Below are 24,533 nucleotides of genomic sequence, written 5' to 3'. Positions count from 1 at the left end.
TTCCCTGTGCGGAAACCCGAGTGTCATATCAGATAGTGGATGGTGAGTGACCACTATGCGGGCAACGTGGGGCGGGCGAGACCTTCCGGCAGGTAGACGACCGTGGGCGCGCCGGTCTTCGGGTGGGTGCTGACCTCGGCGGCGACGCCGTACACCTCGCCCAGCAGTTCGGCCGTGAGGACCTCTTCCGGGGTGCCGGAGGCGACGACGCGGCCGTCCTTGAGGACGTACAGGCGGTCGCAGTAGTACGCGGCGAGGTTGAGGTCGTGCAGGGCGAGGAGGTTGGTGGTGCCGAGCTCGCGGACCAGGGAGAGGATCTCCAGCTGGTAGCGGATGTCCAGGTGGTTGGTCGGCTCGTCCAGGACGACGAGCGACGGCTGCTGGACCAGGGCGCGGGCGACGAGGGCGCGCTGGCGTTCGCCGCCGGAGAGGGAGGCGAAGGTACGGGGTTCGAGTGCGGCGATGCCGACCCGGGCGAGGGCCTCGGCGACCAGGGCGGTGTCGGCGGCGGTGTCCGCCTCCCAGAACCGCTTGTGCGGGGCGCGGCCCATCGCGACGACCTGGCCGACGGTGAGCTCGAAACCGGCGTGGCCGTCCTGCGGGACGGTGGCGATGCGCTGGGCGCGGGCCTTCACGGGGAGGGTGGCGAGGTCGTCGCCGTCGAGGAGGACACGGCCGTGGGTGGGGCGCAGGGTGCCGTAGACGCAGCGCAGGAGGGTGGTCTTGCCGCTGCCGTTGGGGCCGACGAGGCCGACGGTCTCGCCGTCGGCGGCGGTGAGGTCGACGGCGTCGACGAGGTGGCGGCCCTCGCCGACCCCGTACGAGAGGCCCTCGGTGCGCAGGGTGGTCACGGGCGGGCTCCTCGCGCGTACGGATGTGTCGGGCGGACTCCCTCGACGCGTGGCAGCTTCATGCGGGCGCTCCTTCGGGGCGGCGGCGGAGCATCCAGAGGAAGAACGGGCCGCCGGTCAGCGCGGTGAGGACGCCGACCGGGATGTCCTGCGGGGCGGCGAGCGTCCGGGCGGCCAGGTCGGCGAGGACCAGGAACACCGCTCCGCCGAGGGCGACGACCGGGAGCAGCGCGCGGTGCGCGGCGCCGACGGCCATCCGGGCCATGTGCGGGACCATCAGCCCGACGAAGCCGATCGCCCCGCTGTACGCGACGAGCGCCCCGGTCATGAGGGAGGCGAGGACGAAGACGGCGGCCCGGAAGCGGGCGGTGTCGAGGCCGAGGACGGTCGCGCCCTCCTCCCCGACCAGGAGCAGGTCGAGCGGCCGGGCCAGGGTGAGGAGGACGGCGGTGCCGACGACCAGGGTGACGGTGGGGAGCGCCAGCATGTCCCAGCGGGCCGCGCCGAGGCCGCCGAGGGTCCAGTAGAGGACTTCCTGGAGGTGGTCGGCGCGGGCGGAGGTGACCAGGATCAGGCTGGTCAGGGCGGAGAGGACGTAGGAGACGGCGACCCCGGCGAGGACGAGCCGGTTGGTGGTGAGGCCGCCTCCGCCGCGCGCCAGGGTGTAGACGAGGAGCAGCGAGAGCAGCGCGCCCGCGAAGGCGGCCGCCGGGATGGTGACGGTGGTGGCGAGGGTCGCGCCGATGCCGAGGACGATCACCAGGACGGCGCCGGTGGAGGCCCCGGAGGAGACGCCGAGGAGGAACGGGTCGGCGAGCTGGTTGCGTACGAGGGCCTGGAGGACGGTGCCGATGACGGCGAGTCCGGCGCCGACGACGATGCCGAGCAGCACCCGGGGAAGCCGGACGTCCAGGACGATCGTGCGGAAGGGGCTCGCGTCCGCCCGCCCGGTCAGGATGTCGAGGACCTGGCCGGGCGGGATGCGGACGGAGCCGAGGGCGAGTGCGGCGAGCACGGCGGCGGCGAGGAGCGCGGCGAGGACGCCGAGCACCAGGGTGTAGCGGAGCAGCCGCCGCGGTGCGGGGGTGCGGCAGCTCACGGGGTGGTGGCCCCCGGGTGGAGCTGGGCGGCGAGCTTGTCGACGGCGGCGGGGACGCGGACGCCGAGGACGGCGTCGGAGAGCGGCATGACCGCGAAGCGCTTGTTCTTGATGGCGGGGACGTCGGCGAGGGCCGGGTCGGTGAGGAGGCGCTTCTTCTTCTGTTCGACGGTGGTGGCGCCGTAGTCGTAGATCACGATGACTTCGGGCTTCCGGGCGACGACGTTCTCCCAGGAAGCGTCGCCGAAGGGCTTGTCGAGGTCGGCGAAGACGTTGGTGCCGCCGGCCCGTTCGATCAGTTCGTTGCCGATGCCTTCGCCGCCAGCGGTGAAGGCGGTCTTGTCGCCGCTGTCGTAGACGAAGACGGAAACGGGCTTCAGGTCGGCGAGCTTCTTCGCGGTGGCGGCGTTGTCGGCCTTGGCCTGCTTGATCCAGGCCTCGGCGCGGTCGGTGACGCCGAAGGTGCGGCCGACCTCGCGGATCTCCTCGTAGAGGGTGTCCATGGGCTGGTCGCCCTTGGTGCAGCTCTCGGTGTTGAGCCGGCTCTCGATGCCGGACTTCTTCAGCGCCTCGCGGCTGCGGCCGTCGCCTGCGGTGAAGGCGCTGCCGTAGCCGCCGTAGACGAAGTCGGGGTTGGTGGCGAGGACCTGCTCGTAGGAGGGGTACTCCTTGGCGATGACCGGGACGGACGCGTAGTCCTCTGCGTACTTCGGCAGGACCTGGTCGTCGAGGTAGGCGGTGCCGACGAGGGACTTCTTCAGGCCCAGTTCCAGCATGATCTCGGTGACGTGCTGGTTCATGGTGACGACGCGCTTCGGCGGGGCCTTGAACGTGGTGGTGACACCGCAGTTCTTCACGGTGTACGGGAATCCGTCGCTCTTCGCCGCGGCCTTGTCCCCGGTGGCGGTGGTGGCGCCGTCGGAGGAGGAGCAGGCGGTGAGGGCGAGCGGGAGCAGCACGGCGGCGGCTATGAGCGCGGGGGTGCGCCGGGACATGGCGAGGCCTCTCCGGGGGATTTCCGCGTCCCCTGGTCGATGCGAGAAGGCGGCGGGCCAGTTCCTGACTTCCGGGCCGCCCTCCGGTGCGACGTCGTCCGCTGGGGAGTCGTCCGCGTGGGAGGGGGCCCGGTCACAGTGGCGGGACCGTGCCGGATTCGCACCGGCTTCCTGGTTCCTGCTGCCTTGATTGGGTCTGGGGGCAGTGTGCCAGACCCGTGCGGGGGCCCTGCGGGGGCACCCTGGTGGGTCCCTGGTGGGTCAGTACGCCTCGACGACCCGCACGTCTTCCTCGGTGATCTCGCCGTCCACGATGCGGTACGAGCGGAACTGGAAGGGGCCTGCGTCGTCGGTGTCGGCGGTGGAGACCAGGACGTAGTGGGCGCCGGGTTCGTTGGCGTAGGTGACGTCGGTGCGGGAGGGGTAGGCCTCGGTCGCCGTGTGCGAGTGGTAGACGATCACGGGCTCCTCGTCGCGGTCGTCCATCTCGCGGTAGAGCTTGAGGAGGTCGGCCGAGTCGAACTCGTAGAACGTGGGCGAGCGGGCGGCGTTGAGCATCGGGATGAAGCGCTCGGGGCGGTCCGTCCCGGCCGGGCCCGCGACCACTCCGCACGCCTCGTCGGGGTGGTCGGCGCGGGAGTGGGCGACGATCTGGTCGTGGAGCGCCTGGGTGATGGTCAGCATGGCGCCAGGATATGCAGGCGGCCCCCCGCGTACCGGTGGGTGGTACGGAGGGGGCCGCATGCTGGACGCCGTCGGCCGTTGGGGCGGCCGGGGGCGGTCCGGGAGGAGGGCGGTGTGGGGCCCGCCCCCGGGGTCAGCGGGTCTCGGCGGAGGTCTTCTCCGGGGCCGACGGGTTGCGCGACTGGAGCGCCCGGTACGAGACGAAGAGGATGAGCGCCCACAGCGGTGCGCAGTAGAGCGAGATCCTGGCGTCCTTGTCGATCGCCATCATCACGATGACCATGCCGATGAACAGGAGCGCGAACCAGCTCGTGTACGGGGCTCCGGGGGCCTTGAACGAGGACTGCGGCAGCAGACCCGCGTCGGCCATGCGGCGGTAGCGGATCTGGCTGACCAGGATCATGATCCAGGCCCACATGCCGGAGATGGTGGCGAAGGAGACGACGTAGTTGAACGCCTCGCCCGGCCACTGGTAGTTGATCCCCACGCCGACGAGCATCAGGGCGGCGGAGAACGTGGTGCCCACGAGCGGCAGGCCGTTCTTCGTCAGCTTGGTGAAGGCGCGGGGGCCCTGGCCGTTGAGGGCGAGGTCGCGGAGCATGCGGCCGGTGGAGTACATGCCGGAGTTGCAGGAGGAGAGCGCCGCGGTGAGGACGACGAAGTTGACGATGGCGGCGCCGACGCTGAACCCCATCTCCTCGAAGGCCTTCACGAACGGGGAGACGCCGGGCTTGAAGGTGGACCACGGCACGACCGAGAGGATCATGATCAGCGCGCCGACGTAGAAGACGGCGATGCGCCACGGCACGGTGTTGATGGCCTTGGGCAGCACGGTCTTGGGGTCCTTGGACTCCCCGGCGGTGACGCCGACGAGTTCCACGGCGAGGAAGGCGAACATGACGATCTGGAGCGTCATGAGCGTGCCGGTGATGCCGTTGGGGAAGAAGCCGCCGTCGTTCCAGAGGTTGGCGACGGTGGCGGTGTCGCCGGCGTCGGAGAATCCGACGGTGAGGACGCCCGCGCAGATCAGGATCATGCCGATGATCGCGGTGACCTTGACCATGGAGAACCAGAACTCCAGCTCACCGAAGAGCTTCACGGAGATCAGGTTGGCGCCGTACAGAATGACGGTGAACACCAGGGCCGACAGCCACTGGGGAATGTTCCACCAGTACGTCATATAGGTGGCGGCGGCGGTGACTTCGGTGATTCCGGTGACGACCCAGAAGAGCCAGTAGGTCCAGCCGGTCACGAATCCGAAGAACGGGCCGAGGAATTCCCGGGCGTACTCCGAGAAGGAGCCGGAGACCGGGCGGTACATGAGGAGTTCGCCCAGTGCCCGCATGATGAAGAAGATGACCAGGCCCGCGATGACGTAGGCCAGGATGAGGCTCGGTCCGGCCCGGTCGATGGCTTTGCCCGCGCCGAGGAAGAGCCCGGTGCCGATGGCTCCGCCGATGGCGATCATCTGAATCTGACGAGCGCCCAGACCGCGCTGGTATCCCTCGCCACTGGTCCCGGAGTCCCCGGCGTCGCCGCCGGGCCGACCCTTGTCGATCTGTCCCTCGTCGACCTGCGCCGATGTCATGGTGATGCGCCTTTCTCCACGCCGATCCGCGCCTCACAAGGCTGCGGATCAGGTCCTGATCCCCCCGGATATGGATGGAGTGCCGCCGGCGTTCGGCCGGTTTGTGGCGCCCCCGGGAACAGGGGTGGCGTCCCCGGGCGGTCGTGAAGATTTATCACGGCCGTCACGGGGCACTGTGGGACATTCTGTGGCGCAGGACACAGGAAAAAGCGGGCAAGGGGTTCTGTCCGGCACGAAAAGGCCGGATCGCTTGGTGCGATCGTTATGCGGATCTGAGCGTCCGTTGAGCGAACGGAGAGGGCGCCCACCCCGATGTGGCGGGGGGACGCCCTCTCCGTTCACGGCATTACGGCATTACGGCATAAGTGCTTCGACGAGCGTTTCCTGGAGTGCGCCGAGCCAGAGGTAGGCCATCACCATGGGCTTGCGCGGATCGGTGTCGGGGAGCCGGTAGAGGGAGCCCTCGCCGCCCTCGTCCTCGTCGGAGACCTCCAGCCGGGTGCCGATGGTCAGGCGCAGGTCGTTGAGGGAGCGGAGCCAGCTGCGGCACTCGTCGCCGGTGAGGGTGAGGACGGCGCCGCCGTCCCCGGTGGGCGACAGCGCGTCCAGGGTGCGGACGACGGTGACGGCGTCGTCCCGCTTGCCGGAGCGCAGGTCGTTCTCGGTGAAGCGGCGGAACTCGGAGGACAGCTCGCGCAGCTCCTCCTCCGGCTTTCCGCCCTCGGCGGGGCGGTCGGGGCCCCCGTAGGCGTCGGGGAAGAGCCGGGCGAGAGCCGGGTCGGACGGCGGCTTGCTGGGGCCCTCGGCGAAGAGGGCGGCGAGCGGGTCCTCACCGTCCGCGGGCGTGTCGCCGGGGCCGATCAGTTCGAGCAGCTGGACGGCGAGGGAGCGCAGGATGGAGATCTCGACCTCGTCGAGCGCGACGGCCGCGCCGCCGCCTGGGGTGGCCTCGAAATGGCCGGCCATGGATTCTCCGATGGTGGGTCGAACGGGGCGGGTGAGGGCGGGGCAGGGGGCGGGCCGAGCCCCGGAGGGGTCAGTTGCGGTCCTGGGTGAGGGTGGCCCACAGCCCGTAGCCGTGCATGGCCTGGACGTCGCGTTCCATCTCCTCGCGGCTCCCGCTGGAGACGACGGCGCGGCCCTTCTGGTGCACGTCCATCATGAGCCGGTGGGCTTTGTCCTTCGGATAGCCGAAGTAGGCCTGGAAGACATAGGTCACGTAGCTCATGAGGTTGACCGGGTCATTGTGGACGAGCGTCACCCACGGGACGTCCGGCTCGGGGACCGCGAAGGTCTCCTCGGCCGAATCGGGACGTTCGATCTCTAGCGGGGTAGCAACGCTCACCTGTCCCATGCTGCCACCCGGGCGGGCCCCGCGCACAAACGGACCCCACATCTCGTCACTTTGACGAATAGGGGGTAGCATCCCAGCCATGAACTCAGCGGACCTCGGGCGACGGGTCGGCGTTCCGTCGACCGCGCTCTTCACCGACCAGTACGAGCTGACCATGGTGCAGGCGGCCCTCAAGGCCGGCACCGCCGACCGGCACTCGGTCTTCGAGGCGTTCACCCGCCGGCTGCCCGAGGGGCGGCGTTACGGAGTCGTCGCGGGCACCGGCCGGGTCCTGGACGCCGTGGAGAACTTCCACTTCGACGACGAGATGATCGGCTTCCTGCGGCAGCAGGACATCGTCGACGAGCCCACCCTCGAATGGCTGGCCGGCTACCGCTTCAGCGGCGACATCTGGGGCTACCCGGAGGGCGAGGTCTACTTCCCCGGCTCCCCGATCCTGCGGGTGGAGGGCTCCTTCGCCGAGTGCGTGCTGCTGGAGACGGTGATCCTCTCCATCCTCAACCACGACTCCGCCATCGCCGCCGCCGCCTCGCGGATGTCGGCCGCCGCCGGGGGCCGCCGGCTCATCGAGATGGGCGCGCGCCGCACCCACGAGCTCTCCGCCGTCGCCTCGGCCCGCGCCGCGTTCGTCGGCGGCTTCGACGCCACCTCCGACCTGGCGGCGGGCTTCCGCTGGGCGATCCCGACCGTCGGCACGAGCGCGCACGCCTTCACCCTGCTGCACGACACCGAGCGCGACGCGTTCCGGGCGCAGGTGGACTCGCTGGGCCGGGGCACGACGCTGCTGGTCGACACGTACGACGTGACCGAGGCGGTCCGGGCGGCCGTCGAGATCGCGGGGCCCGAGCTGGGCGCCGTACGGATCGACTCCGGGGACCTGCTCCTGGTCGCGCACCGGGTGCGGCAGCAGTTGGACGAGCTGGGGGCGACGGACACCAAGATCGTGGTGACCTCGGACCTGGACGAGTACGCCATCGCCTCGCTGGCCGCCGCGCCGGTGGACGCGTACGGGGTCGGCACCCAGCTGGTCACCGGGAGCGGGCACCCCACCTGCTCGATGGTCTACAAGCTGGTGGCCCGCGCCGGCTCGGCGGAGCCGGACGCCCCGCTGGTGCCGGTGGCGAAGAAGTCGCTCGGCGCGAAGTCGTCGAAGGGCGGCCGCAAGTGGGCCGCCCGCCGCACCGACGCGCACGGGGTCGCCGAGGCCGAGGTGATCGGCACCGGCCCCGCGCCCGGCGAGTCGGCGGGACGGCCGCTGCTGGTGGAGCTGGTGCGCGGGGGCGAGGTGGTCGCGCGGGAGCCCCTGGAGGCCGCCCGGGAACGGCACGTGGCCGCGCGCGCGGGCCTGCCGATGTCGGCGATCCAGCTGTCGCGGGGCGAGCCGGTGATCCCGACCGAGTACGCCTGAGAACGCCCCGGGGCGGGCCCTCGGGGGGCCGCCCCGGCGTCCGGACCGGCCGGGTCCGCAACCGGGGGTTTGGCGGACGGGCTTGATTGTGACGGTCCAGTGCCTAGGCTCGAACCCGCGGACACACCCGGACACCCCGGCATCCCCGTCCCGCCCGGCGCCACCCCGCTCCGGTCCCCACCCGCTCCCGCCCTCCCCCTCCGCTCCCGCCCCCACCGAAGGACACCCGCCATGCACCGCGCATTGATCGTCGTGGACGTTCAGAACGACTTCTGCGAGGGCGGCAGCCTCGCGGTGGCGGGCGGTGCCGACGTCGCCGCCGCCATCACCGACCTGATCGGCGACGCCCAGCCCGGCTACCGCCACGTGGTGGCCACCCGCGACCACCACATCGACCCGGGCGACCACTTCTCGGCCAGCCCCGACTTCGAGCACTCCTGGCCGGTGCACTGCGTCGCCGGTACGGAGGGCGTCGGCTTCCACCCGAACTTCGCGCCCGCCGTCGCCTCCGGCGCGATCGACACGGTGTTCGACAAGGGGGCGTACGCGGCGGCGTACAGCGGGTTCGAGGGCTCCGACGAGAACGGGATCGGCCTCGCCCAGTGGCTGCGCGACCGCGAGGTCACCGAGGTCGACGTCGTCGGCATCGCCACCGACCACTGCGTCCGGGCCACCGCGCTGGACGCGGCCCGTGAGGGCTTCGTCACGCACGTGCTGCTCGACCTGACCGCGGGCGTGTCCGGAGCGACCACGGAACGGGCGCTGGCGGAGATGCGTACGGCGGGCGTGAAGCTCTCCGGCACACCGGTCGTCCCGTAGGACACGTACCCCGCCGTGCGGGCGCAGCCCCCTACGCGGCCGGGCGGGCCGGTCCGGCGTACCCGGCGGGGCCCAGCAAGGCCCTGATCGGGTGCCACAGCTCCTGAGGCGACTGGGGCGCGAGGCCCGTCAGGCCGGCGGCCGGGCCCGCCTGCGGAGCGGCCCGCCACAGCAGACCGTCCGGATGGTGCAGCACCGCCGTGACCTCGTCCGGCGTGGGCGGCCGGTCGTTGCCGCGCAGATAGACCGCCCGCAGCCCCAGATTGCGCAGCCTGGTCAGGGCGCGCGCCCGGTTCGCCGCGTGCACCAGCACCCGTACCGGGGCCCCGGGCCCCGCTCCCGTACCGCCGCAGGGGCCTGTTCCGTCGGCCGGTCTGGTCAGGGTCAGTGCGACCACCACCGTGCCGTTCGGCAACCTGCAGAAACCTCCGCCTGCCATGCTCCGCGCTCCCCCGTGAGACGTCGTGTCAATAAGGATGTGAACAAGACGCACCTAAACACGATCGGCCGCCGCCCGCTAGGGGGCGACGGCCGATCATGGTTTGACCTGCGGTTTTACTTGATCAGCGACCCGAGGGGCTGACCAGCACGCTCATCGTCGAGCCGTTGCGGGGCTCCTGGACGATGGAGATGCGGGTGTTCGTGTCAGAAACCTTGACACTGCCCGTGGGGTTCTCCTCGTACCAGTAGGTGCCCTTGCGGTCGTCGAAGACCGGGTTGCCCAGGGCGGGCTTGATGTACAGCGGAACGTCCGCGTTGTGCAGCGTGAAGCCCTTGTTCGGGTACCAGCTGAACGGCGCGTCGAACGGCTGGATCTTGTTGCGCAGGAGCGAGCCGTCCTTCCACTTCAGCGGCTTCGCGTGCGCGTCGATCGGCAGGATCAGACCCTGGCCCGGGTGGACGGAGGTGTTGTTGTCCTTCTGGGAGGTGTCCCAGAGCCAGACCAGCAGACCGTTCTGGTACGCGTAGTGCTCGACCCAGTCCGGACGGGTGCCGGAGAAGCCGAAGTTGTACGGGCCGACCTTCAACGTCTCGTCGTAGGAGACGTACTGGCGGTTCTCCGCGATGTAGTACTGCGGGTAGTCCTGGGTGAAGGACTCGCCGATCCGCGAGAAGCCCTTCGCGGTCCAGCCGTTGTCGTCGCCCTCGGCGTTGTCCGAGAACAGCGCGGCGCCGTCGGCGGTGACGGTGATGGCGTCGGCCGCGAAGCCCTTGCCGCCCGCGCCGCCGTCCGTCTGGTAGCGGAAGCGGAGGTCGACCTTCTTGCCCGCGTAGGCGTCCAGGGAGAAGGACAGCTTCTTGTACGCGCCCGAGACGTCGGTCAGGGCCGGCTTGTCACTGGCGTCGCGCGGGATGGCCTTGCCGTCGGCGGTGCCGTCGAGCGCGGTCCAGCTGGTGCCGCCGTTGTCGGACACCTCGGTGTAGAGGTAGTCGTAGTCGGCCTCGATGTCGTACCAGCCCGAAAGGTCCAGCGTGGCCTTGGACTTGCCGGTCAGGTCGACCGAGCGGGTCAGGGTGTTCGACAGGTCGTCGCCCATGTCGCTCCACCACTGCTTCGCACCCTCGGCGGGCTTGACGACGGTGGTGGTGACGGCCTTCTTGGGCAGCTCGACGACGAGCGCCTGCGGGTTCTTGGTGTTGTACTCCGAGACGCCCAGCTTGTGCAGCGAGGTCTTGCCGGCCTTGGCCTTGTCGTAGTCGAGCCAGCCCAGCTGGAGCTTGTCCCACGAGGTCATGTCGCCCGGCAGGTTGCCGATCTCGCCCTTGCCGGTGCCGAGCCAGGAGCCCGCCGACATCAGGGACCAGAAGCCGACCGAGTTCTCGCCGCCGCCGGAGGTGTCGTACAGGTCCGGGAGGCCGAGGTCGTGGGCGTACTCGTGGGCGAAGACGCCCAGGCCGCCGTTCTCGGGCTGGACGGTGTAGTCGCCGACCCAGATGCCCGTGTCGCCGATCTGGGCGCCACCGGCCTTGTTGCCCGTGGGGCCGGTCGCACCGGCGTTGGTGCCGTACGCGTACCAGCGGTGCGCCCAGATGGCGTTGGTGCCCTCGGCGCCGCCGCCTGCCGACTCGTCCTCGCCGGCGTGGACCAGCTGGAAGTGGTCGATGTAGCCGTCGGGCTCGTTGAAGTTGCCGTCACCGTCGAAGTCGTAGCGGTCCCACTCGTCGTACTCGGCGAGGTTCGCCTTGATCTCCGCGTCGGTGCGGCCCTTGGCCTGCTGGTCGGCGACCCAGGCGTTCACGCCGTCGCGCACCGCGTCCCACACGTTGGCGCAGTTGGACTGGCCGCAGTAGTTGGAGCCGTAACGGGCCTCGTTGTACGGGACCTTGACCCAGTCGGAGACCTCTCCCTCGACCGAGTAGCGGCCCGAGGAGGTCTTCTCGTAGTAGGTCTTGAGCGAGTTGACGCCCTTGCCCTCGCCGAAGTAGAGCTCCTGGAAGTGCTCCTGGTTGTAGTCGGCCTTCCAGGCGGTGCTGTTGTCCTTCTTCGGGTCCGGCTTGGCGATCTTGTTGTGCGCCGGGCCCGGGGCTCCCCCGAACTTCTCGACGGGCGGCTTGGGGCCGTCGCCGTCCGGGTCGAACATGGTGGTGTCGTCGACCTGGTCGCCGAACTCCAGCAGGATGGTGAAGATCTTGTCGGTCTTCTCCCGGCCCAGCTCCACGTACTTCTTGTCGCCGAGCTTGACGACCTTGGAGCCGCTCCGGTTCGCCACCTTCTTGTCGCCGGACAGCACCAGCTCCAGCGCGGCCTCGCGCTGGGCGGCCTGCTCCTCGCTGAAGGGGCCCTCCAGGTTGTGCTCCGCGTGCCCCTTGGCCGGCGCCGGGTCACGGCGGTCGACGGTGGAGACACCGGAACCTGATGAGCTGTCATGCGCCTGGGCGGTGGCGAAGGTCGACGCCGTCGCAGCGGTCGCAGCCATGGCCACGACAACGGCGGCGGCGCGAAGCGCCCGTCTCTGATTGGTCACTTGATGCAGTCCTCCCCGGGCGTCCGCGCCGCGGCCAGGGGGGTATCAAACGGGCCGCGCGCGTAAACGCGTCACAAGTGACGACATTCGATCGGAGTTATGAGAGAAAAGACAGACCTTGACTTGAACAGACCAAGTGCACTATGCGGAGCGCTCTTCCGGTATGCGGACGGTATGTGAAGGGCATGGGAACGGTAAAGGAACGCCGGCGGCCCGGACCGGGCCGTTCGCCACGCCCCAACAGGCGCGTCGCACCGTCCGGTTGGTGAGAGGTGTGACTCCGTGCGCCCCCTGTGCACCGGTACCGTGTGTTAGGTCACGCTTACTACCGGTCCGGGTCGGGCATTCACCGTCGTAGGGTCGTTCGGCGCGCACGATCGTGCCGACCGCCGCCCGCCCATCCGACGTCCCGAGGACGGAAACCGCCATGCCGCGTCCGACTGCCGCACAGTTCGCCTACGGTTCGGCCACCGTCGTCGTCACGACGCTCGCCCTGCTGCTGCTGTTCCGCACGGAGTCCGGCGTCGGCGTCGCCGCCGTCGGCACGACCGCGCTGGCCCTCGGCCTCCTGGTCGCCGTACGCCTGCCCCTCCCCCGCCACCGTGGAGCGGAGGGGGCCGGACAGACGGCGACCGCCCGTGCCGCCGCCCGAACCCACCACGCCCTGGAGGGCATCGGGGCCCGGGAGCGGGTCCCGGCGGGCCGCTCGTCGGCTCCGGCGGACGAGCACTCGCTGCGCCGCTGAGCCGGCGACGGTCGCAGGACGGCCGCCCGCTAGCGGGCGGCCACCACGACCGTCTTGGCCGCCTTGTCCTGCAGCCCCTGCCGGTAGGGCTTGTCGGTGAACATCAGCACGATGTTGATCAGCCACCACAGGCACGGGCAGCACAGCAGCGCCGGGGCCCACAGCACGACGGCCCGCATCAGCGCGGCCCCGGTGTCGGGCACCCGCCCGTCGTTGAGCATCGCGACGCGCAGCTTCAGCAGCCGCTTGCCCAGCGTGCGGCCGTCCTTGTGGGTGAAGTACGTGTCGTAGGCGACGTAGACCACCAGGCCGATGATCGACCACAGCAACTGGTGCCCGCTGTACCCACTGGCGACCGCGTCGCCGAACCCGTCGTCGCCGTCCCCGTTGACGTCGACCGCGCCGCCCCACGGCAGCGAGATCAGGTACAGCGGGATCGAGATGATCAGGAAGTCGATGAGCCGCGCCAGGATCCGCTTGCCCGGCTCGGCGAGCGGCGGCATTCCGGCCAGCGGATCGGGCGCCCCGAAACCGCCGCCGCTGCCGTACGGGTCGTTCGGCGGGGGCGGAGGCGGCGGCGGGGGCGGCGCGCTGCCGTACGGCTGACCCTCGGACGGCGGCGAGGGCTCCTGCGGCTTCTTGAGGAACGGATCGTCGTCCTCGGGCGGCTGGCCGGGCGTCGGCTGGTCGTTGCTCATGGGGGCAGTGCACCCCGCACCACCGGGGCCCGCAACGGCTCAGGTGCGTTCGGGGGACACGGAGCGGCAAACGAGTCTAGACCGGCATGTCGCCGCCCGCCCGGCCAGTTCTTCCGATAAGCGGATGGGAAGGGGGGATCAGTCCGGACCTCAGCCCGCGACGAAGGTGCGGGCCGCCTTGTCGTGCCAGCACTGGCGCCAGGGGCGGTCGATCAGGCACCAGAGCACGTTGACCACGCCGATGACGAGCAGCCCCAGCACGCCGTAGACCAGCCAGCGGCGCAGGGCCGCGCCCAGCGTGGGCGCGTCGTGGGACTCGATGTCCCGTACGTCGAGCCCGCAGAGCTTCTTGCCCAGCGTCCGGCCCCACTTGGCCGTCGGCAACGCCTCCAGGAGGAAGCCGATGAGGAGGAACGCGGCGAGCAACGCGCCCAGCAGCGCACCGGTGGTGGAGTCCAGCAGCCAGACGGTGACCGTCTCCCCCGTCTCCTTCGCCGCGGTGATCTTCCGGTCGATGTGGTCGAGCGCCCGGGTCGCCAGCGGGACGGCCGCGGCCCCGACGGCCGCACCGAGCACGAGGCTGTCGACCAGTCGGGCGGCGAACCGCTTGCCGAGTCCCGCGGGCCGGGCCGAGGCCTGGTTGCGGGCGAGTTGCTGGAAGGGGTCGTCGACCGGTGGCTTCCAGGGCACGACGGGCTGGTCCGCGCCCGGCCCCTGGTGCTGGAGCTGGTGCGGTTGCTGCTGATGCTGCTGCGGCTCGGGCTGGGCCAGTTGGTGGACCTGCTGCGCCCAGGAGGCCGAGCCGCCGCCGGGGCCCGGCGTCAGCGGCGTGTGCAGGGCCGCCGGGGGCGCGGGGGCGGGGGACGGCGTGGACACCTGGGCGGGGGCCTGGACCGGCCCCTGCCGCACTTCCTGCGGTACGGGGGCGGGAGCCGGGGCCGGGGCGGGAGCGGGGGCCGGCAGTGGCGCCTGCTGCGCCTGTGCCTGCTGTGGCTGCGCGTGCTGTGGCTGCACATGTTGTGCCGGTGCCTGCTGCGCCTGCTGCGCGTGTTGTGCCTGCGCCGGCAGGGCCCGGGGCGTCGGAGCCGGTGCGAGGCTGTTCCGTGCCGCGCCCACGTTCTGCGGCCCCTGCTGCGTACCGGCGTTCGACGGTGCCGGGGCGGGCGGTCCCACCGCGCGGATCGTGACCGTCCCGTCGGTGGGCGGACGCGCCCCGGCCTCCTCGGCGGACCGGCCGACGCCGTCCCGCATCCCCGGCAGCGCGCCACCGGTCGGGTCCTGGGCCAGCGGCGCCCTCGGGTCGGCCTGCGGCGACGGGCGGCCGGCGGGCTCCTGCGCCGCCCCGCCCCAGTCGACCCGGCGGTCCCGGTCGCCGCCGAAACCGTTCTGGCGCGCGGCGTCCGCCTGCCAGACGGACGCGGCGTCCCCGTGGTCCGCGGCGGGTTCGCCGGATCCGGCCGGGGCCACCGGGCCGTCCTGGAGGCCCCCCTGGGGGCCGTCCTCCTCGTCGAAGAAGATCGGCCCGGTCTCCTCCACCGGCGCGGCCTGCGCACCGGCGGCGGGGGCGGCGGCCGGACCCGTCTGCCGGGGCGCGGGGCGGCTCGTGCCGGGGACCCAGGACGCACCGTTCCAGTACCGGACGTAGCCGGGGATGGAGGGGTCGGGGTAGTAGCCCTCGCGGGGGCTTTCGTCACCGGGTGCCGGAGTTGGCGCGCTCATCAGCGGGTCCCGTATCTCTTCGAGGCCTCAGGCCGTCCCCGCCGGGCGGGCGGACGGCCTCAATACAAGGGTCCACATCTATCAGACAGCCGCCCGCCCCCGGGCCGGTCCACCTGTTTGGGACCACTTTCGGGACCGCGCGAAGTTTTTTTGAGAAGTCGCGTAATAGATGGCGGGGAGGGCGCTCTCTCCTTGTGCGGGACGGTCACGGGGCCGGCCCACGAGCACCGGAAGGTTGTGCATTCCCATGATGAGCATCGTGGAACGTGAGCTGGAGCTGAAGCTGGTCCTGTCCCCCGAGCGGTCCATCCCGGTACCCGCCCGGCTGACGTACCGCACGAACGACCCGTACGCCGTGCACATCGCCTTCCACATCGGCTCCGAGTCGCCCGTGCACTGGACGTTCGCCCGGGAGCTGCTGGTGGAGGGCGTGTTCCGGCCGTGCGGGCACGGGGACGTACGGATCTGGCCGACGAAGGTCGCGGGCCGCAGCGTCATCTGCGTGGCCCTCACCTCGCCCGACGGCAACGCCCTGCTCGAAGTGCCCTCGGCCGCCGTGGCCGCGTGGGTGGAGCGGACCCTGCGGGTGGTGCCGCCGGGCGCCGAGAGCGACCGGCTCGGCATCGACGAGGCGCTGGCGGAGCTGCTGGCCCCGCTGCCGGCCGACGACCTCTGGCTGAGCGACCCGTGGTCGTCGGACGACGCGCCGTCCCAGGACGGCGAGGCGTGAGGGCGGCCGGACAGGAGGGCCGTTGTCAGAAGAGCTTGCCGGGGTTGAGGAGGCCGAGCGGGTCGAAGGCCGCCTTGATGCCGCGCTGGAGTTCGACGCCGGTCTCGCCCAGTTCGCGGGCGAGCCACTCCTTCTTGAGGACGCCGACGCCGTGTTCGCCGGTGATGGTCCCGCCCAGTTCGAGGCCGAGCGCCATGATCGCGTCGAAGGACTCGCGGGCCCGGCGGGACTCGTCGGGGTCGTGGTGGTCGAAGCAGACGACGGGGTGGGTGTTGCCGTCGCCCGCGTGGGCGCAGACGCCGATGGTGAGGTCGTACTCCTCGGCGATGGCCGCCGTGCCCGCGAGCATCGCGCCGAGCTGCGAGCGCGGTACGCAGACGTCGTCGATCATCGTGGCGGGCTTGACGGTCTCCAGTGCGGTGAGTGACATCCGGCGGGCCTGGAGGAGGAGTTCGGACTCGGCGGCGTTGTCCGCGGGGACCACCTCGGTGGCCCCGGCGGCGGTGCACAGCGCTCCGACGGCGGCGAGGTCGGCCAGGGGGTCGGGGGTGTCGAAGGCGCAGAGCAGCAGGGCCTCGGTGGTCTCGGGCAGGCCCATGGAGGCGAGCGCGTTGACGGCACGCACGGTCGTACGGTCCATCAGTTCGAGGAGTGACGGGGTGTGACCACGCTCCATGATCCGGCACACAGCGTCACAGGCGGCGGCTGCCGAGGGGAACTCGGCGGCGAGGACGAGCTGCTGGGGCGGCTGCGGTTTGAGCGCGAGAACGGCCTTGACGACGATCCCGAGGCTGCCCTCGGAGCCGACGAAGAGCCGGGTCAGGTCGTATCCGGCGACGCCCTTGGCGGTGCGGCGGCCGGTGGTCAGGAGCCGTCCGTCGGCGAGGACGACCTCCAGGCCCAGGACGTACTCGGCGGTGACCCCGTACTTCACGCAGCACAGGCCGCCGGACGCGGTGCCGATGTTGCCGCCGATGGTGCACGTCTCCCAGCTGGAGGGATCCGGCGGGTAGTACAGACCGTGTTCGTTCACCGCGCGTGACAGCACCGCGTTGACGACGCCCGGCTCGACGACGGCGATCCGGTCGACCGGGCTGATCTCCAGGATCCGGTCCATCTTCACCAGGGACAGCACGATGCAGCCGTCCGAGGCGTTGGCCGCGCCGGACAGGCCGGTACGGGCGCCCTGCGGGACGACCGGGACGCGCAGCGCGGTGGCGGTGCGCATGACGTGCTGGACCTGCTCGACCGTGCGGGGGAGCACGACGACGGCCGGGGTGCCGGCCTCGCAGAAGCTCGCCATGTCGTGGGCGTAGGACGCGGTGACGTCCGGATCGGTGATCAGCGCCTCGGGGGGCAGTCCCGCGCGCAGCCGTTCGAGGAGATCGCTCATGATCCAAGCGTGACACCCGGGGCCAATGGTGTGAACCCGTGGGCGGCGACGATCCCAAGGCGCGGTGTGCTCGTATGACTGACGCACAGTGATGGCCATGGATGTCATGCCGCAGCAGGATCCGGAGCCCCGCCGGCCGCCCGGGCCGTCCCCGCAGGACCCCTACGTGATGCCCGACGAAGGCGCCACCGCTGTACCCCCGCCGCCGCCCACCCTGCGGACGACGTTGCGCCGGGCCGCGTTCGGCGCGGTCGCCGCCGGGGTGCTGCTGGCCGGGGCGCTGGTGGCGGTGGAGGACGGGGAGGGCGACGGGCCGAAGGAGCCGGGGCCGGTCGAGCGGGCCGAGGCGGCGACGACCGCGGGCTCCCCGGCCTCGCTCTCGGACCTCACCGCGCTGATCGGGGACCGGCAGAAGTGGGTGGAGTCCCACCCGAAGGACGCCCCGTCCCTGGCGACGCTCGGCACGGCGTACGTGGAGTGGGCGCGGCGTTCGGCGGACACGGCGTACTACGCCCGCGCCGAGGAGACCCTGAAGCGTTCGCTGGAGGCGCGGGCGGGCGAGCGCGGGAACGGGGAGGCGTGGGTGGGCCTGGCGGCTCTGGCCAACGCCCGGCACGACTTCCTCGCGGCGAAGCGGTGGGGCGAGACGGTGAAGAGGCAGCAGCCGAAGGCCTGGAGCGTGTATCCGGTCCTCATCGACGCGTACACCGGTCTCGGCGACCAGAAGGCGGCGACCGCGGCGACGGAGAAGTTCGGCGAGCTGCGCAAGGGCGTTCCGGCGCTGGCCCGCACCGCCGAGCTGTACCGGGGCCAGGGCTGGCGCGAGGACGCGCTGGCCACCGCCCGGGAGGCGGCGGACCGGGCGACGCAGCCCGCCGAGAAGGCCGAGGCGCTGCACCGGCTCGGCGAGCTGGCCTGGGAGCGGGGCGAACCGGAGGAGGCGGTGGCGCAGTTCGACGCGGCGCTGCGTACGGACGCCGGTCACCACGCCTCGCTGGCGGGCCGGGCCCGGGCCCTGGTGGCGCTGGAGCGCACCGACGAGGCGCTGGCCGCGTACCAGAGCGCGCTGGAGAAGCTCCCGCGCCCGGAGTACGCCCTGGAGCTGGGTGAGCTGTACGAGTCGCTGGGGCTGGACGGGGACGCCCGCACCCAGTACACCGCGCTGCGGGAGATGGTGGCCGGGGCGAAGCGGGCCGGGGTCGACGAGTCCCTGGTGCTGGCCCGCTTCGAGGCCGATCACGGGGACCCGGACGAGGCGGTGGAGCTGTTGCGCGGCCAGTGGGCGAAGCAGCACCGCAGTGCGGCGGTGGCGGACGCGCTGGGCTGGGCGCTGCACCGGGCGGGCGAGTCGGAGGAGGCCCTGGAGTACGCGCAGCGGGCCGCGGACACGGGCGTGCGGAACGCCTCGTACGCGTACCACCTGGGGGTGATCCAGCGGGAGCTGGAGGACTACGGTCCGGCGCGCCGGAATCTGGAGCAGGCCGTGCGCACCAACCCGGCCTTCTCGCCGCTCGCCGCGCCGCTGGCCCGCCAGGCGCTGGAGGCGCTGGGCGAGCCGCCGCCGGGCGGGCCGGGCGACATGCAGCCGCTTCCTCCGCCGCCGGCACCGGAACCGAAACCGGAGCCGAAACCCGAGCCGAAAACGGAACCGAAGCGGGAAGCCGAGCGGGAGGCGGAGCGGAAGACGAAGCCCGAGGCCCCGGCTTCCTCGAAGGCCCCGGCTCCGGCTCCCGCCGCCTCGGAGGAGGCGGCGGCCGGGAGCGCGGCCCCGGCGGAGGGCGGCGCGTCGAAGAGTCCGTGACGGCCGACGGGTGCCGTGAACGACGTGGGCCGCCGCGGTCCGGGGTACTGCCCCGGGCCGCGGCGGCGTTCTGCGTGGGAGACGCGGATCAGAGGTTGCCGCGCTTCTCCTGCTCGCGCTCGATCGCCTCGAACAGGGCCTTGAAGTTGCCCTTGCCGAAGCCCATGGAGCCGTGGCGCTCGATCATCTCGAAGAAGACGGTCGGCCGGTCCTGGACCGGCTTGGTGAAGATCTGCAGCAGGTAGCCGTCCTCGTCGCGGTCGACGAGGATCTTCAGCTCGCGCAGGGTCTCGACCGGCACCCGGGTCTCGCCGGCCCACTCGCCGAGGGTGTCGTAGTACGAGTCCGGCGTGTCCAGGAACTGGACGCCGGCGGCGCGCATCGCGCGGACCGAGGCGACGATGTCGTTCGTGGCGAGCGCGATGTGCTGGACGCCCGCGCCGCCGTAGAACTCCAGGTACTCGTCGATCTGCGACTTCTTCTTCGCGATGGCCGGCTCGTTGATCGGGAACTTGACCTTGAGCGTGCCGTCGGCGACGACCTTCGACATCAGGGCGGAGTACTCGGTGGCGATGTCGTCGCCCACGAACTCCTTCATGTTGGTGAAGCCCATGACCTGGTTGTAGAAGCCGACCCACTCGTTCATCCGGCCGAGCTCGACGTTGCCGACGCAGTGGTCGATCGCCTGGAAGGTGCGCTTGGCAGCCGGCTCGACGATCGGCGATGCCGCGGTGAAGCCGGGGAGGTAGGGGCCCTCGTAGTCGGTGCGCTCCACCAGGGTGTGGCGGGTCTTGCCGTACGTGGCGATGGCGGCGAGGACCACGGTGCCGTGCTCGTCCTTGACCTCGTGCGGCTCGGTGAGGCCGCGCGCGCCGTGCTCGACGGCGTACGCGTACGCGGCACGGGCGTCCGGGACCTCGATCGCGAGGTCGACGACGCCGTCGCCGTGCTCGGCGACGTGGTCGGCGAGGAAGGTGCCCCACTCGGTGGACGGTTTGATCACGGAGGTGAGGACGAAGCGGGCGGCGCCGTTGGTCAGGACGTAACTCGCGGTCTCGCGGGTGCCGTTCTCCGGTCCGGAGTAGGCGACCAGCTTCATGCCGAAGGCGGTCGAGTAGTAGTGCGCGGCCTGCTTGGCGTTGCCCACGGCGAAGACGACCGCGTCCATTCCCTTGACCGGGAAGGGGTCGGCCTGCCGGGCGGTTTCGGGGCTGGTGTGCAGAGTCTCAGTCATGTTCGAAGGCTCTCCCCACATCGCAAGGTGCGCAATAGTTCACGTATCCGCTGGTCAATGTGTTCAGTCAGTCGCCATGATGGCCGGACTATCTGTACAGGGTGACCATCGAAGGCGGGCTCATGGCGATCGATCATCTGGACGGGCGGCTCATCGTGCTCCTGGCGCGCGAACCGCGGATCGGCGTCCTCGAAGCATCCCGGCGGCTCGGGGTGGCGCGCGGGACCGCCCAGGCGCGGCTGGACCGTCTTCAGTCGAACGGCGTCATCCGGGGGTTCGGCCCCGACGTGGATCCTGCGGCGCTCGGCTACCCGGTCACCGCGTTCGCCACGCTGGAGATCAAACAGGGCCAAGGGGCCGACGTACGCGCCCATTTGGGCGGCGTACCGGAAGTGCTGGAGCTGCACACCACCACCGGGCACGGCGACATGTTCTGCCGCCTGGTCGCCCGTTCCAACGCCGATCTTCAGCGGGTGATCGACCGGGTTGTCGGATTTGATGGCATTGTCCGGGCCTCCACGGCGATCGTCATGGAGAACCCGGTTCCGCTGCGGATCATCCCGCTGGTGGAACAGGCGGCCGAGGACACCGACCGTCCCGAGGGCCCGGGGCGTCATTGATCCGAAGGAGTGCCGTGTGAGCTTCTGGGAGTATCTGAGCACCCGCCACCAGCAGCTCCTGACGGACGCGTTCCAGCACGTCAGCGCGGTTTTCCAGTGCATGGTCATCGCCACCGTGCTGGGCGTGGTCATCGGCGTGGTGAGCTATCGCAGCGGCTGGGGCGGCTCGCTCGCCATCACCTCCACCGCCACGGTCCTCACCATCCCCTCCCTCGCCGCGATCGGCCTGCTGATCCCGCTGGTCGGCCTCGGCGTAGCGCCGACCGTGATCACCCTGACGCTGTACGGGCTGCTGCCGATCGTCCGGAACTCCATCGTCGGGCTGCGGGGCGTCGATCCGTCGCTGGTCGACGCGGCGACGGGCATCGGGATGTCGCGGCTGGCCCGGCTGTGCCGGGTGGAGCTGCCGCTCGCCTGGCCGCCGATCCTGACCGGGATCCGGGTCTCCACCCAGATGCTGATGGGCATCGCCGCCATCGCCGCGTACGCCTCCGGGCCCGGCCTCGGCAACGAGATCTTCCGGGGCATCGCCTCGCTGGGCAGCGCCAACGCGATCAACCAGGTCCTCGCGGGCACGCTCGGCATCGTCGTCCTCGCCCTGCTCTTCGACGCCGCGTACGTCCTGCTGGGACGGCTGACCATCCCGAGGGGGATCCGTGCCTGAGACCGAGACCGACACCGGGGCCGTCACCACGGGCGGGACCGCCGCCACCTCCGGGGCCACCATCCAGCTGGAGAACCTCACCAAGAGCTACCCGGGCAGCCCGAACCCGGCCGTCGAGAACGTCTCGATGGAGATCAGGGCGGGCGAGACCGTGATCTTCGTCGGTCCTTCCGGCTGCGGGAAGTCCACCACCCTGAAGATGATCAACCGGCTGATCGAGCCGTCGTCGGGCCGGATCCGGATCGGCGACGAGGACGTCACCGACATCGACCCGGTGAAGCTGCGCCGCAAGATCGGCTACGCCATCCAGTCCTCCGGCCTCTTCCCGCACATGACGGTCGCGGACAACATCGCCCTGGTCCCGAAGATGGTCGGCTGGTCCAAGTCCCGGGTGAAGGACCGAGTGGAGGAGATGCTCGACCTGGTGGGCCTGGACCCGCGCGAGTTCCACGGCCGCTATCCGCGCCAGCTCTCCGGCGGGCAGCAGCAGCGGGTGGGCGTGGCGCGGGCACTGGCCGCCGACCCGCCGGTGCTGCTGATGGACGAGCCGTTCGGGGCGGTCGACCCGATCACCCGCGACCACCTCCAGGACGAGCTGATCCGGCTCCAGCACGAGCTGCACAAGACGATCGTGTTCGTCACCCACGACTTCGACGAGGCGATCAAGCTCGGCGACCGGATCGCGGTGCTCCGGGAGCGCTCGCACATCGCGCAGTTCGACACCCCCGAGGCGATCCTCACCAACCCGACGGACGACTTCGTCTCCGGCTTCGTCGGTGCGGGCGCCGCCCTGAAGCGGCTGAACCTGACCCGCGTACGGGATGTGGGCATCGCGGACTTCCCGACGGTGACGGTCGAGGACCCGCTCCAGTCGATCTTCAACAAGCTGCGCAGCGGCCCGCACAACGAGCTGCTGATGCTGGACCGCCGCAACCGCCCGTACAAGTGGCTGCGGCGCGGCGACCTGATGCGGGCGCGCGGTTCGCTGGCGCGGGCCGGGCAGCTGGTGCACGACACGGTGACCCGGGACGCCACGCTGCACGACGCGCTGGAGGCGGTGCTGACCGACAGCGGGGGCCGGGTCGCGGTGACCGGGCGGCGTGGCGAGTTCATCGGGGTCGTCGACATGAAGACGCTGATGGACAACGTGCAGGAGCTGCTGGAGGCCGACCGGCTGACCGCGATGGAGCACCAGCACGAGCTGGAGGAGCTGCGGGTCCACCAGACGGAGCAGGAGCTGGAGGGGGGTGGCGGCGGAGTATGAGTCCCAGTCATCCGTCCGGTTCCGGCAAGGGCCCGGCGACCCCGACCCGTCCGCCGGGCGAGCACGACGTCAAGGGCCACGCGTTCCACGACGAGGAGAGCGACCCCTCCCCCGCCCCGGCCGCGCCGCAGCGCCGGTTCACCTGGCGGAAGCTGGTGGTCCTGCCGGCGGTGCTCGTGGTCATCGTGGTCGTCACCTACGTATGGATCACCAACATCCAGCTGGACTCGATCGCGGAGAACTCGCTCTCCGGCGGCAATGTGCAGCTGCGCTGGTGGCAGCATGTGCGGCTGACGGCGATCTCCACGTTCTGGGTGCTGATCATCGCGATCCCGCTGGGCATCGCCCTGACCCGGCGACGGCTGCGGAAGGCGGCCCCGGCGTTCACCGCACTGGCCAACATCGGGCAGGCGACGCCCGCGATCGGTCTGCTGGCGCTACTGGTGATCTGGCTGGGCATCGGTCCGCGGACCGCGATCATCGGCATCGTGATCTACGCGGTGCTGCCGGTGCTCTCCAACACGGTGGCGGGTCTGCGGGCGATCGAGCCGAACATGATCGAGGCGGCGCGCGGGATGGGGATGTCCGGCCGGGGCGTGCTGATGAAGGTGGAGCTGCCGCTCGCGGTGCCGCTGATCCTGGCCGGAGTGCGTACGGCGCTCGTCCTGAACGTCGGCACGGCGACCCTGGCGACGTTCGGCGGGGGTGGCGGACTGGGCGACCTGATCACCTCGGGGATCCAGACGCAGCGGATGCCGGTGCTGATCATCGGCTCGGTACTGACGGTGGTGCTGGCCCTGCTGGTGGACTGGCTGGCCTCGCTGGCCGAACTGGCGCTGACGCCGCGCGGGCTGGAGGAGCAATGAGGAGGAAACTGCTGCTGCTGGTGGTGCCGGTGCTGCTGGTGGGCGGCTGCGGGCTCAAGAGCGGTTCGCCGATGGTGGACGACGTGTCGCCGGGGTCGGTCGGGCAGGGCGAGCCGCTCAGGGGCGCGACGCTGACGGTGACGTCGAAGAACTTCAGCGAGAACATCATCCTGGGCCAGATGACCGGCCTGGTGTTCAAGGCGGCCGGGGCGGAGGTCCTGGACCGGACGAACCTGCCGGGTTCGATCAGCGCGCGCGAGGCCATCATCAACGGCGACGCCGACGCCCAGTGGGACTACACCGGCACCGGCTGGATCACCTTCCTCGGCCACGCGGACCCGATCGTCGACCCGAGGAAGCAGTACGAGGCGGTGCGGGACGAGGACAAGGGCAACGGGGTGATCTGGCTGCCGCCGGCCCCGCTCGACAACACGTACGCGCTGGCCATCAGCAAGAAGAACAACGCCAAGTACCAGCTGAAGACCCTCTCGGACGTGGCGGCGCTCGCCAGGAAGGACCCGGGTGCGGTGACGATCTGCGTGGAGAACGAGTTCGCCTCCCGCGACGACGGGCTGCCCGGCATGGAGAAGAAGTACGGGATGAAGATCCCGGCGGGCAACATCCAGAAGATGGACGCCGGGATCATCTACACCCAGGTGTCGGAGTCCGACTCCTGCCTGCTGGGCGAGGTGTTCACGACCGACGGCCGGATCAAGGCGATGAACCTGGACGTCCTGGAGGACGACAAGAACTTCTTCCCCAACTACAACGCCTCCCCGGTCATCCACGAGGCGACCTTCGAGAAGTACCCGGTGATCGCGGAGCTGCTGGACCCGCTCGCCCGGAAGCTGACGACCGAGGTCGCGCAGACGCTGAACGCCAAGGTGGACGTGGAGGGCGAGGACCCGCACGAGGTGGCGAAGGACTGGCTGGTGGCGGAGGGGTTCATCGAGGAGGGGTGAGTTACAAAGAGTTGTTGCAAACGATTCCTTGCAAAAAAGGCTTGCAAAGCTCTCTTTGCATCTCTACCTTCGA

23 protein-coding genes and 1 riboswitch are annotated in these 24,533 nt (G+C 70.9%); of the genes, 10 read left to right on the top strand and 13 right to left on the bottom strand.

Translation table 11 applies throughout. From position 1 onward, the window contains the following. Positions 1–53: 53 nt before the first annotated feature. The 7 genes from IE272_RS29680 to clpS form a co-directional block, all read right to left on the bottom strand. Positions 54–851 carry an ABC transporter ATP-binding protein gene (locus tag IE272_RS29680; RefSeq protein ID WP_190008891.1) on the bottom strand — a complete coding sequence of 266 codons (798 nt, stop codon included), beginning with the start codon at positions 849–851 and terminating at the stop codon, positions 54–56. A gap of 58 nt (positions 852–909) precedes the next feature. Further along, a complete protein-coding gene (locus IE272_RS29675) occupies positions 910–1,950 on the bottom strand; it encodes a FecCD family ABC transporter permease (protein WP_050359678.1) in 1,041 nt (346 codons plus the stop codon). Next, a complete protein-coding gene (locus tag IE272_RS29670) occupies positions 1,947–2,945 on the bottom strand; it encodes an ABC transporter substrate-binding protein (RefSeq protein WP_050359677.1) in 999 nt (332 codons plus the stop codon). Before IE272_RS29670 ends, IE272_RS29675 begins: the two co-directional genes overlap by 4 nt. A 38-nt stretch (positions 2,946–2,983) precedes the next feature. Beyond that, a riboswitch (cobalamin riboswitch) is annotated at positions 2,984–3,175 on the bottom strand. A 31-nt stretch (positions 3,176–3,206) separates the two neighbouring features. Next, complete coding sequence (locus tag IE272_RS29665) at positions 3,207–3,629, bottom strand: M67 family metallopeptidase (RefSeq protein ID WP_007450621.1); 423 nt, start codon at positions 3,627–3,629, stop codon at positions 3,207–3,209. Positions 3,630–3,762: 133 nt separating this feature from the next. Beyond that, positions 3,763–5,217 carry an amino acid permease gene (locus IE272_RS29660; RefSeq protein WP_190008888.1) on the bottom strand — a complete coding sequence of 485 codons (1,455 nt, stop codon included), beginning with the start codon at positions 5,215–5,217 and terminating at the stop codon, positions 3,763–3,765. A 354-nt stretch (positions 5,218–5,571) separates the two neighbouring features. Further along, the gene (locus IE272_RS29655) at positions 5,572–6,183 is read right to left on the bottom strand and encodes a DUF2017 domain-containing protein (protein WP_007450616.1); all 612 of its coding nucleotides are present in this window, start codon (positions 6,181–6,183) and stop codon (positions 5,572–5,574) included. 70 nt (positions 6,184–6,253) lie between these two features. Further along, positions 6,254–6,571, bottom strand: coding sequence for an ATP-dependent Clp protease adapter ClpS (clpS, locus tag IE272_RS29650; RefSeq protein WP_026290599.1), 318 nt, complete (start codon positions 6,569–6,571; stop codon positions 6,254–6,256). Positions 6,572–6,650: 79 nt separating this feature from the next. Here clpS and IE272_RS29645 point away from each other — a divergent pair, with 79 nt between their 5' ends. After that, positions 6,651–7,979 (top strand): nicotinate phosphoribosyltransferase, encoded by a 1,329-nt coding sequence (locus tag IE272_RS29645; protein ID WP_050359675.1) that lies wholly within the window; start codon positions 6,651–6,653, stop codon positions 7,977–7,979. Positions 7,980–8,210: 231 nt separating this feature from the next. Next, positions 8,211–8,798: an isochorismatase family protein gene (locus IE272_RS29640; RefSeq protein WP_047176859.1), complete on the top strand. Its 588-nt coding sequence runs from the start codon at positions 8,211–8,213 to the stop codon at positions 8,796–8,798. Between the two features lie 31 nt (positions 8,799–8,829). On the opposite strand, the gene IE272_RS29635 is transcribed toward IE272_RS29640, so the two are convergent. Then, positions 8,830–9,237 carry a hypothetical protein gene (locus IE272_RS29635; RefSeq protein WP_190008886.1) on the bottom strand — a complete coding sequence of 136 codons (408 nt, stop codon included), beginning with the start codon at positions 9,235–9,237 and terminating at the stop codon, positions 8,830–8,832. Positions 9,238–9,361: 124 nt separating this feature from the next. Next, positions 9,362–11,764, bottom strand: coding sequence for an immune inhibitor A domain-containing protein (locus tag IE272_RS29630; protein WP_190008884.1), 2,403 nt, complete (start codon positions 11,762–11,764; stop codon positions 9,362–9,364). A 427-nt stretch (positions 11,765–12,191) separates the two neighbouring features. Between IE272_RS29630 and IE272_RS29625 the strand changes: the two genes are divergently transcribed. Further along, positions 12,192–12,509, top strand: a complete 318-nt coding sequence (locus IE272_RS29625; RefSeq protein WP_056707291.1) for a hypothetical protein — start codon at positions 12,192–12,194, stop codon at positions 12,507–12,509. Between the two features lie 29 nt (positions 12,510–12,538). Here the strand turns inward: IE272_RS29625 and IE272_RS29620 are convergent, their stop codons facing one another. Together IE272_RS29620 and IE272_RS29615 are read right to left on the bottom strand one after the other, a co-directional pair. Next, entirely contained in the window at positions 12,539–13,207 is a 669-nt protein-coding gene (locus tag IE272_RS29620) for an RDD family protein (protein WP_056707294.1), read from the bottom strand. A gap of 150 nt (positions 13,208–13,357) precedes the next feature. After that, positions 13,358–14,926, bottom strand: coding sequence for an RDD family protein (locus tag IE272_RS29615; protein WP_190008882.1), 1,569 nt, complete (start codon positions 14,924–14,926; stop codon positions 13,358–13,360). A 247-nt stretch (positions 14,927–15,173) separates the two neighbouring features. Between IE272_RS29615 and IE272_RS29610 the strand changes: the two genes are divergently transcribed. Further along, a complete protein-coding gene (locus IE272_RS29610; protein WP_056707300.1) occupies positions 15,174–15,656 on the top strand; it encodes an SsgA family sporulation/cell division regulator in 483 nt (160 codons plus the stop codon). 25 nt (positions 15,657–15,681) lie between these two features. On the opposite strand, the gene IE272_RS29605 is transcribed toward IE272_RS29610, so the two are convergent. Continuing rightward, positions 15,682–17,049, bottom strand: coding sequence for an FAD-binding oxidoreductase (locus IE272_RS29605; protein ID WP_050359670.1), 1,368 nt, complete (start codon positions 17,047–17,049; stop codon positions 15,682–15,684). A 97-nt stretch (positions 17,050–17,146) separates the two neighbouring features. Between IE272_RS29605 and IE272_RS29600 the strand changes: the two genes are divergently transcribed. Then, a complete protein-coding gene (locus tag IE272_RS29600) occupies positions 17,147–18,850 on the top strand; it encodes a tetratricopeptide repeat protein (protein ID WP_190008880.1) in 1,704 nt (567 codons plus the stop codon). Between the two features lie 88 nt (positions 18,851–18,938). On the opposite strand, the gene hppD is transcribed toward IE272_RS29600, so the two are convergent. After that, positions 18,939–20,084 (bottom strand): 4-hydroxyphenylpyruvate dioxygenase, encoded by a 1,146-nt coding sequence (hppD, locus tag IE272_RS29595; protein WP_032791591.1) that lies wholly within the window; start codon positions 20,082–20,084, stop codon positions 18,939–18,941. A gap of 122 nt (positions 20,085–20,206) precedes the next feature. On the opposite strand from hppD, the gene IE272_RS29590 reads away from it, so the two are divergent. The 5 genes from IE272_RS29590 to IE272_RS29570 are packed head-to-tail and all read left to right on the top strand — an operon-like array spanning position 20,207 to position 24,460. After that, a complete protein-coding gene (locus IE272_RS29590; RefSeq protein WP_190008878.1) occupies positions 20,207–20,704 on the top strand; it encodes an Lrp/AsnC family transcriptional regulator in 498 nt (165 codons plus the stop codon). A gap of 16 nt (positions 20,705–20,720) precedes the next feature. Beyond that, positions 20,721–21,368: an ABC transporter permease gene (locus tag IE272_RS29585; RefSeq protein WP_050359669.1), complete on the top strand. Its 648-nt coding sequence runs from the start codon at positions 20,721–20,723 to the stop codon at positions 21,366–21,368. After that, on the top strand, positions 21,361–22,632 hold the full coding sequence (locus IE272_RS29580; RefSeq protein ID WP_056707306.1) for an ABC transporter ATP-binding protein: 1,272 nt from the start codon (positions 21,361–21,363) through the stop codon (positions 22,630–22,632). Before IE272_RS29585 ends, IE272_RS29580 begins: the two co-directional genes overlap by 8 nt. After that, entirely contained in the window at positions 22,629–23,498 is an 870-nt protein-coding gene (locus IE272_RS29575; protein ID WP_056707307.1) for an ABC transporter permease, read from the top strand. Before IE272_RS29580 ends, IE272_RS29575 begins: the two co-directional genes overlap by 4 nt. Beyond that, the gene (locus tag IE272_RS29570) at positions 23,495–24,460 is read left to right on the top strand and encodes a glycine betaine ABC transporter substrate-binding protein (protein WP_050359667.1); all 966 of its coding nucleotides are present in this window, start codon (positions 23,495–23,497) and stop codon (positions 24,458–24,460) included. The genes IE272_RS29575 and IE272_RS29570 overlap by 4 nt, the downstream gene beginning before the upstream one ends. The last annotated feature ends 73 nt before the right edge of the window (positions 24,461–24,533 follow it).

It is taken from the genome of Streptomyces anulatus (assembly GCF_014650675.1).
Taxonomy (GTDB): Bacteria; Actinomycetota; Actinomycetes; order Streptomycetales; family Streptomycetaceae; genus Streptomyces; species Streptomyces anulatus.
The sequence above is the reverse complement of the archived record's forward strand: the minus strand, read 5'-3'. Positions and strand labels throughout refer to the sequence as shown.

What these genes read in the sequence shown, in the direction of transcription:
- IE272_RS29640 (WP_047176859.1), top strand. Translation starts at nt 8,211, where the DNA reads ATGCACCGCGCATTGATCGTCGTGGACGTTCAGAACGACTTCTGCGAG.
- IE272_RS29625 (WP_056707291.1), top strand. Translation starts at nt 12,192, where the DNA reads ATGCCGCGTCCGACTGCCGCACAGTTCGCCTACGGTTCGGCCACCGTC.
- clpS (WP_026290599.1), bottom strand. Translation starts at nt 6,571, where the DNA reads ATGGGACAGGTGAGCGTTGCTACCCCGCTAGAGATCGAACGTCCCGAT.
- IE272_RS29615 (WP_190008882.1), bottom strand. Translation starts at nt 14,926, where the DNA reads ATGAGCGCGCCAACTCCGGCACCCGGTGACGAAAGCCCCCGCGAGGGC.
- IE272_RS29660 (WP_190008888.1), bottom strand. Translation starts at nt 5,217, where the DNA reads ATGACATCGGCGCAGGTCGACGAGGGACAGATCGACAAGGGTCGGCCC.
- IE272_RS29600 (WP_190008880.1), top strand. Translation starts at nt 17,147, where the DNA reads ATGGATGTCATGCCGCAGCAGGATCCGGAGCCCCGCCGGCCGCCCGGG.
- IE272_RS29635 (WP_190008886.1), bottom strand. Translation starts at nt 9,237, where the DNA reads ATGGCAGGCGGAGGTTTCTGCAGGTTGCCGAACGGCACGGTGGTGGTC.
- IE272_RS29645 (WP_050359675.1), top strand. Translation starts at nt 6,651, where the DNA reads ATGAACTCAGCGGACCTCGGGCGACGGGTCGGCGTTCCGTCGACCGCG.
- IE272_RS29570 (WP_050359667.1), top strand. Translation starts at nt 23,495, where the DNA reads ATGAGGAGGAAACTGCTGCTGCTGGTGGTGCCGGTGCTGCTGGTGGGC.
- IE272_RS29620 (WP_056707294.1), bottom strand. Translation starts at nt 13,207, where the DNA reads ATGAGCAACGACCAGCCGACGCCCGGCCAGCCGCCCGAGGACGACGAT.
- IE272_RS29590 (WP_190008878.1), top strand. Translation starts at nt 20,207, where the DNA reads ATGGCGATCGATCATCTGGACGGGCGGCTCATCGTGCTCCTGGCGCGC.
- IE272_RS29575 (WP_056707307.1), top strand. Translation starts at nt 22,629, where the DNA reads ATGAGTCCCAGTCATCCGTCCGGTTCCGGCAAGGGCCCGGCGACCCCG.
- IE272_RS29610 (WP_056707300.1), top strand. Translation starts at nt 15,174, where the DNA reads ATGATGAGCATCGTGGAACGTGAGCTGGAGCTGAAGCTGGTCCTGTCC.
- IE272_RS29665 (WP_007450621.1), bottom strand. Translation starts at nt 3,629, where the DNA reads ATGCTGACCATCACCCAGGCGCTCCACGACCAGATCGTCGCCCACTCC.
- hppD (WP_032791591.1), bottom strand. Translation starts at nt 20,084, where the DNA reads ATGACTGAGACTCTGCACACCAGCCCCGAAACCGCCCGGCAGGCCGAC.
- IE272_RS29670 (WP_050359677.1), bottom strand. Translation starts at nt 2,945, where the DNA reads ATGTCCCGGCGCACCCCCGCGCTCATAGCCGCCGCCGTGCTGCTCCCG.
- IE272_RS29655 (WP_007450616.1), bottom strand. Translation starts at nt 6,183, where the DNA reads ATGGCCGGCCATTTCGAGGCCACCCCAGGCGGCGGCGCGGCCGTCGCG.
- IE272_RS29605 (WP_050359670.1), bottom strand. Translation starts at nt 17,049, where the DNA reads ATGAGCGATCTCCTCGAACGGCTGCGCGCGGGACTGCCCCCCGAGGCG.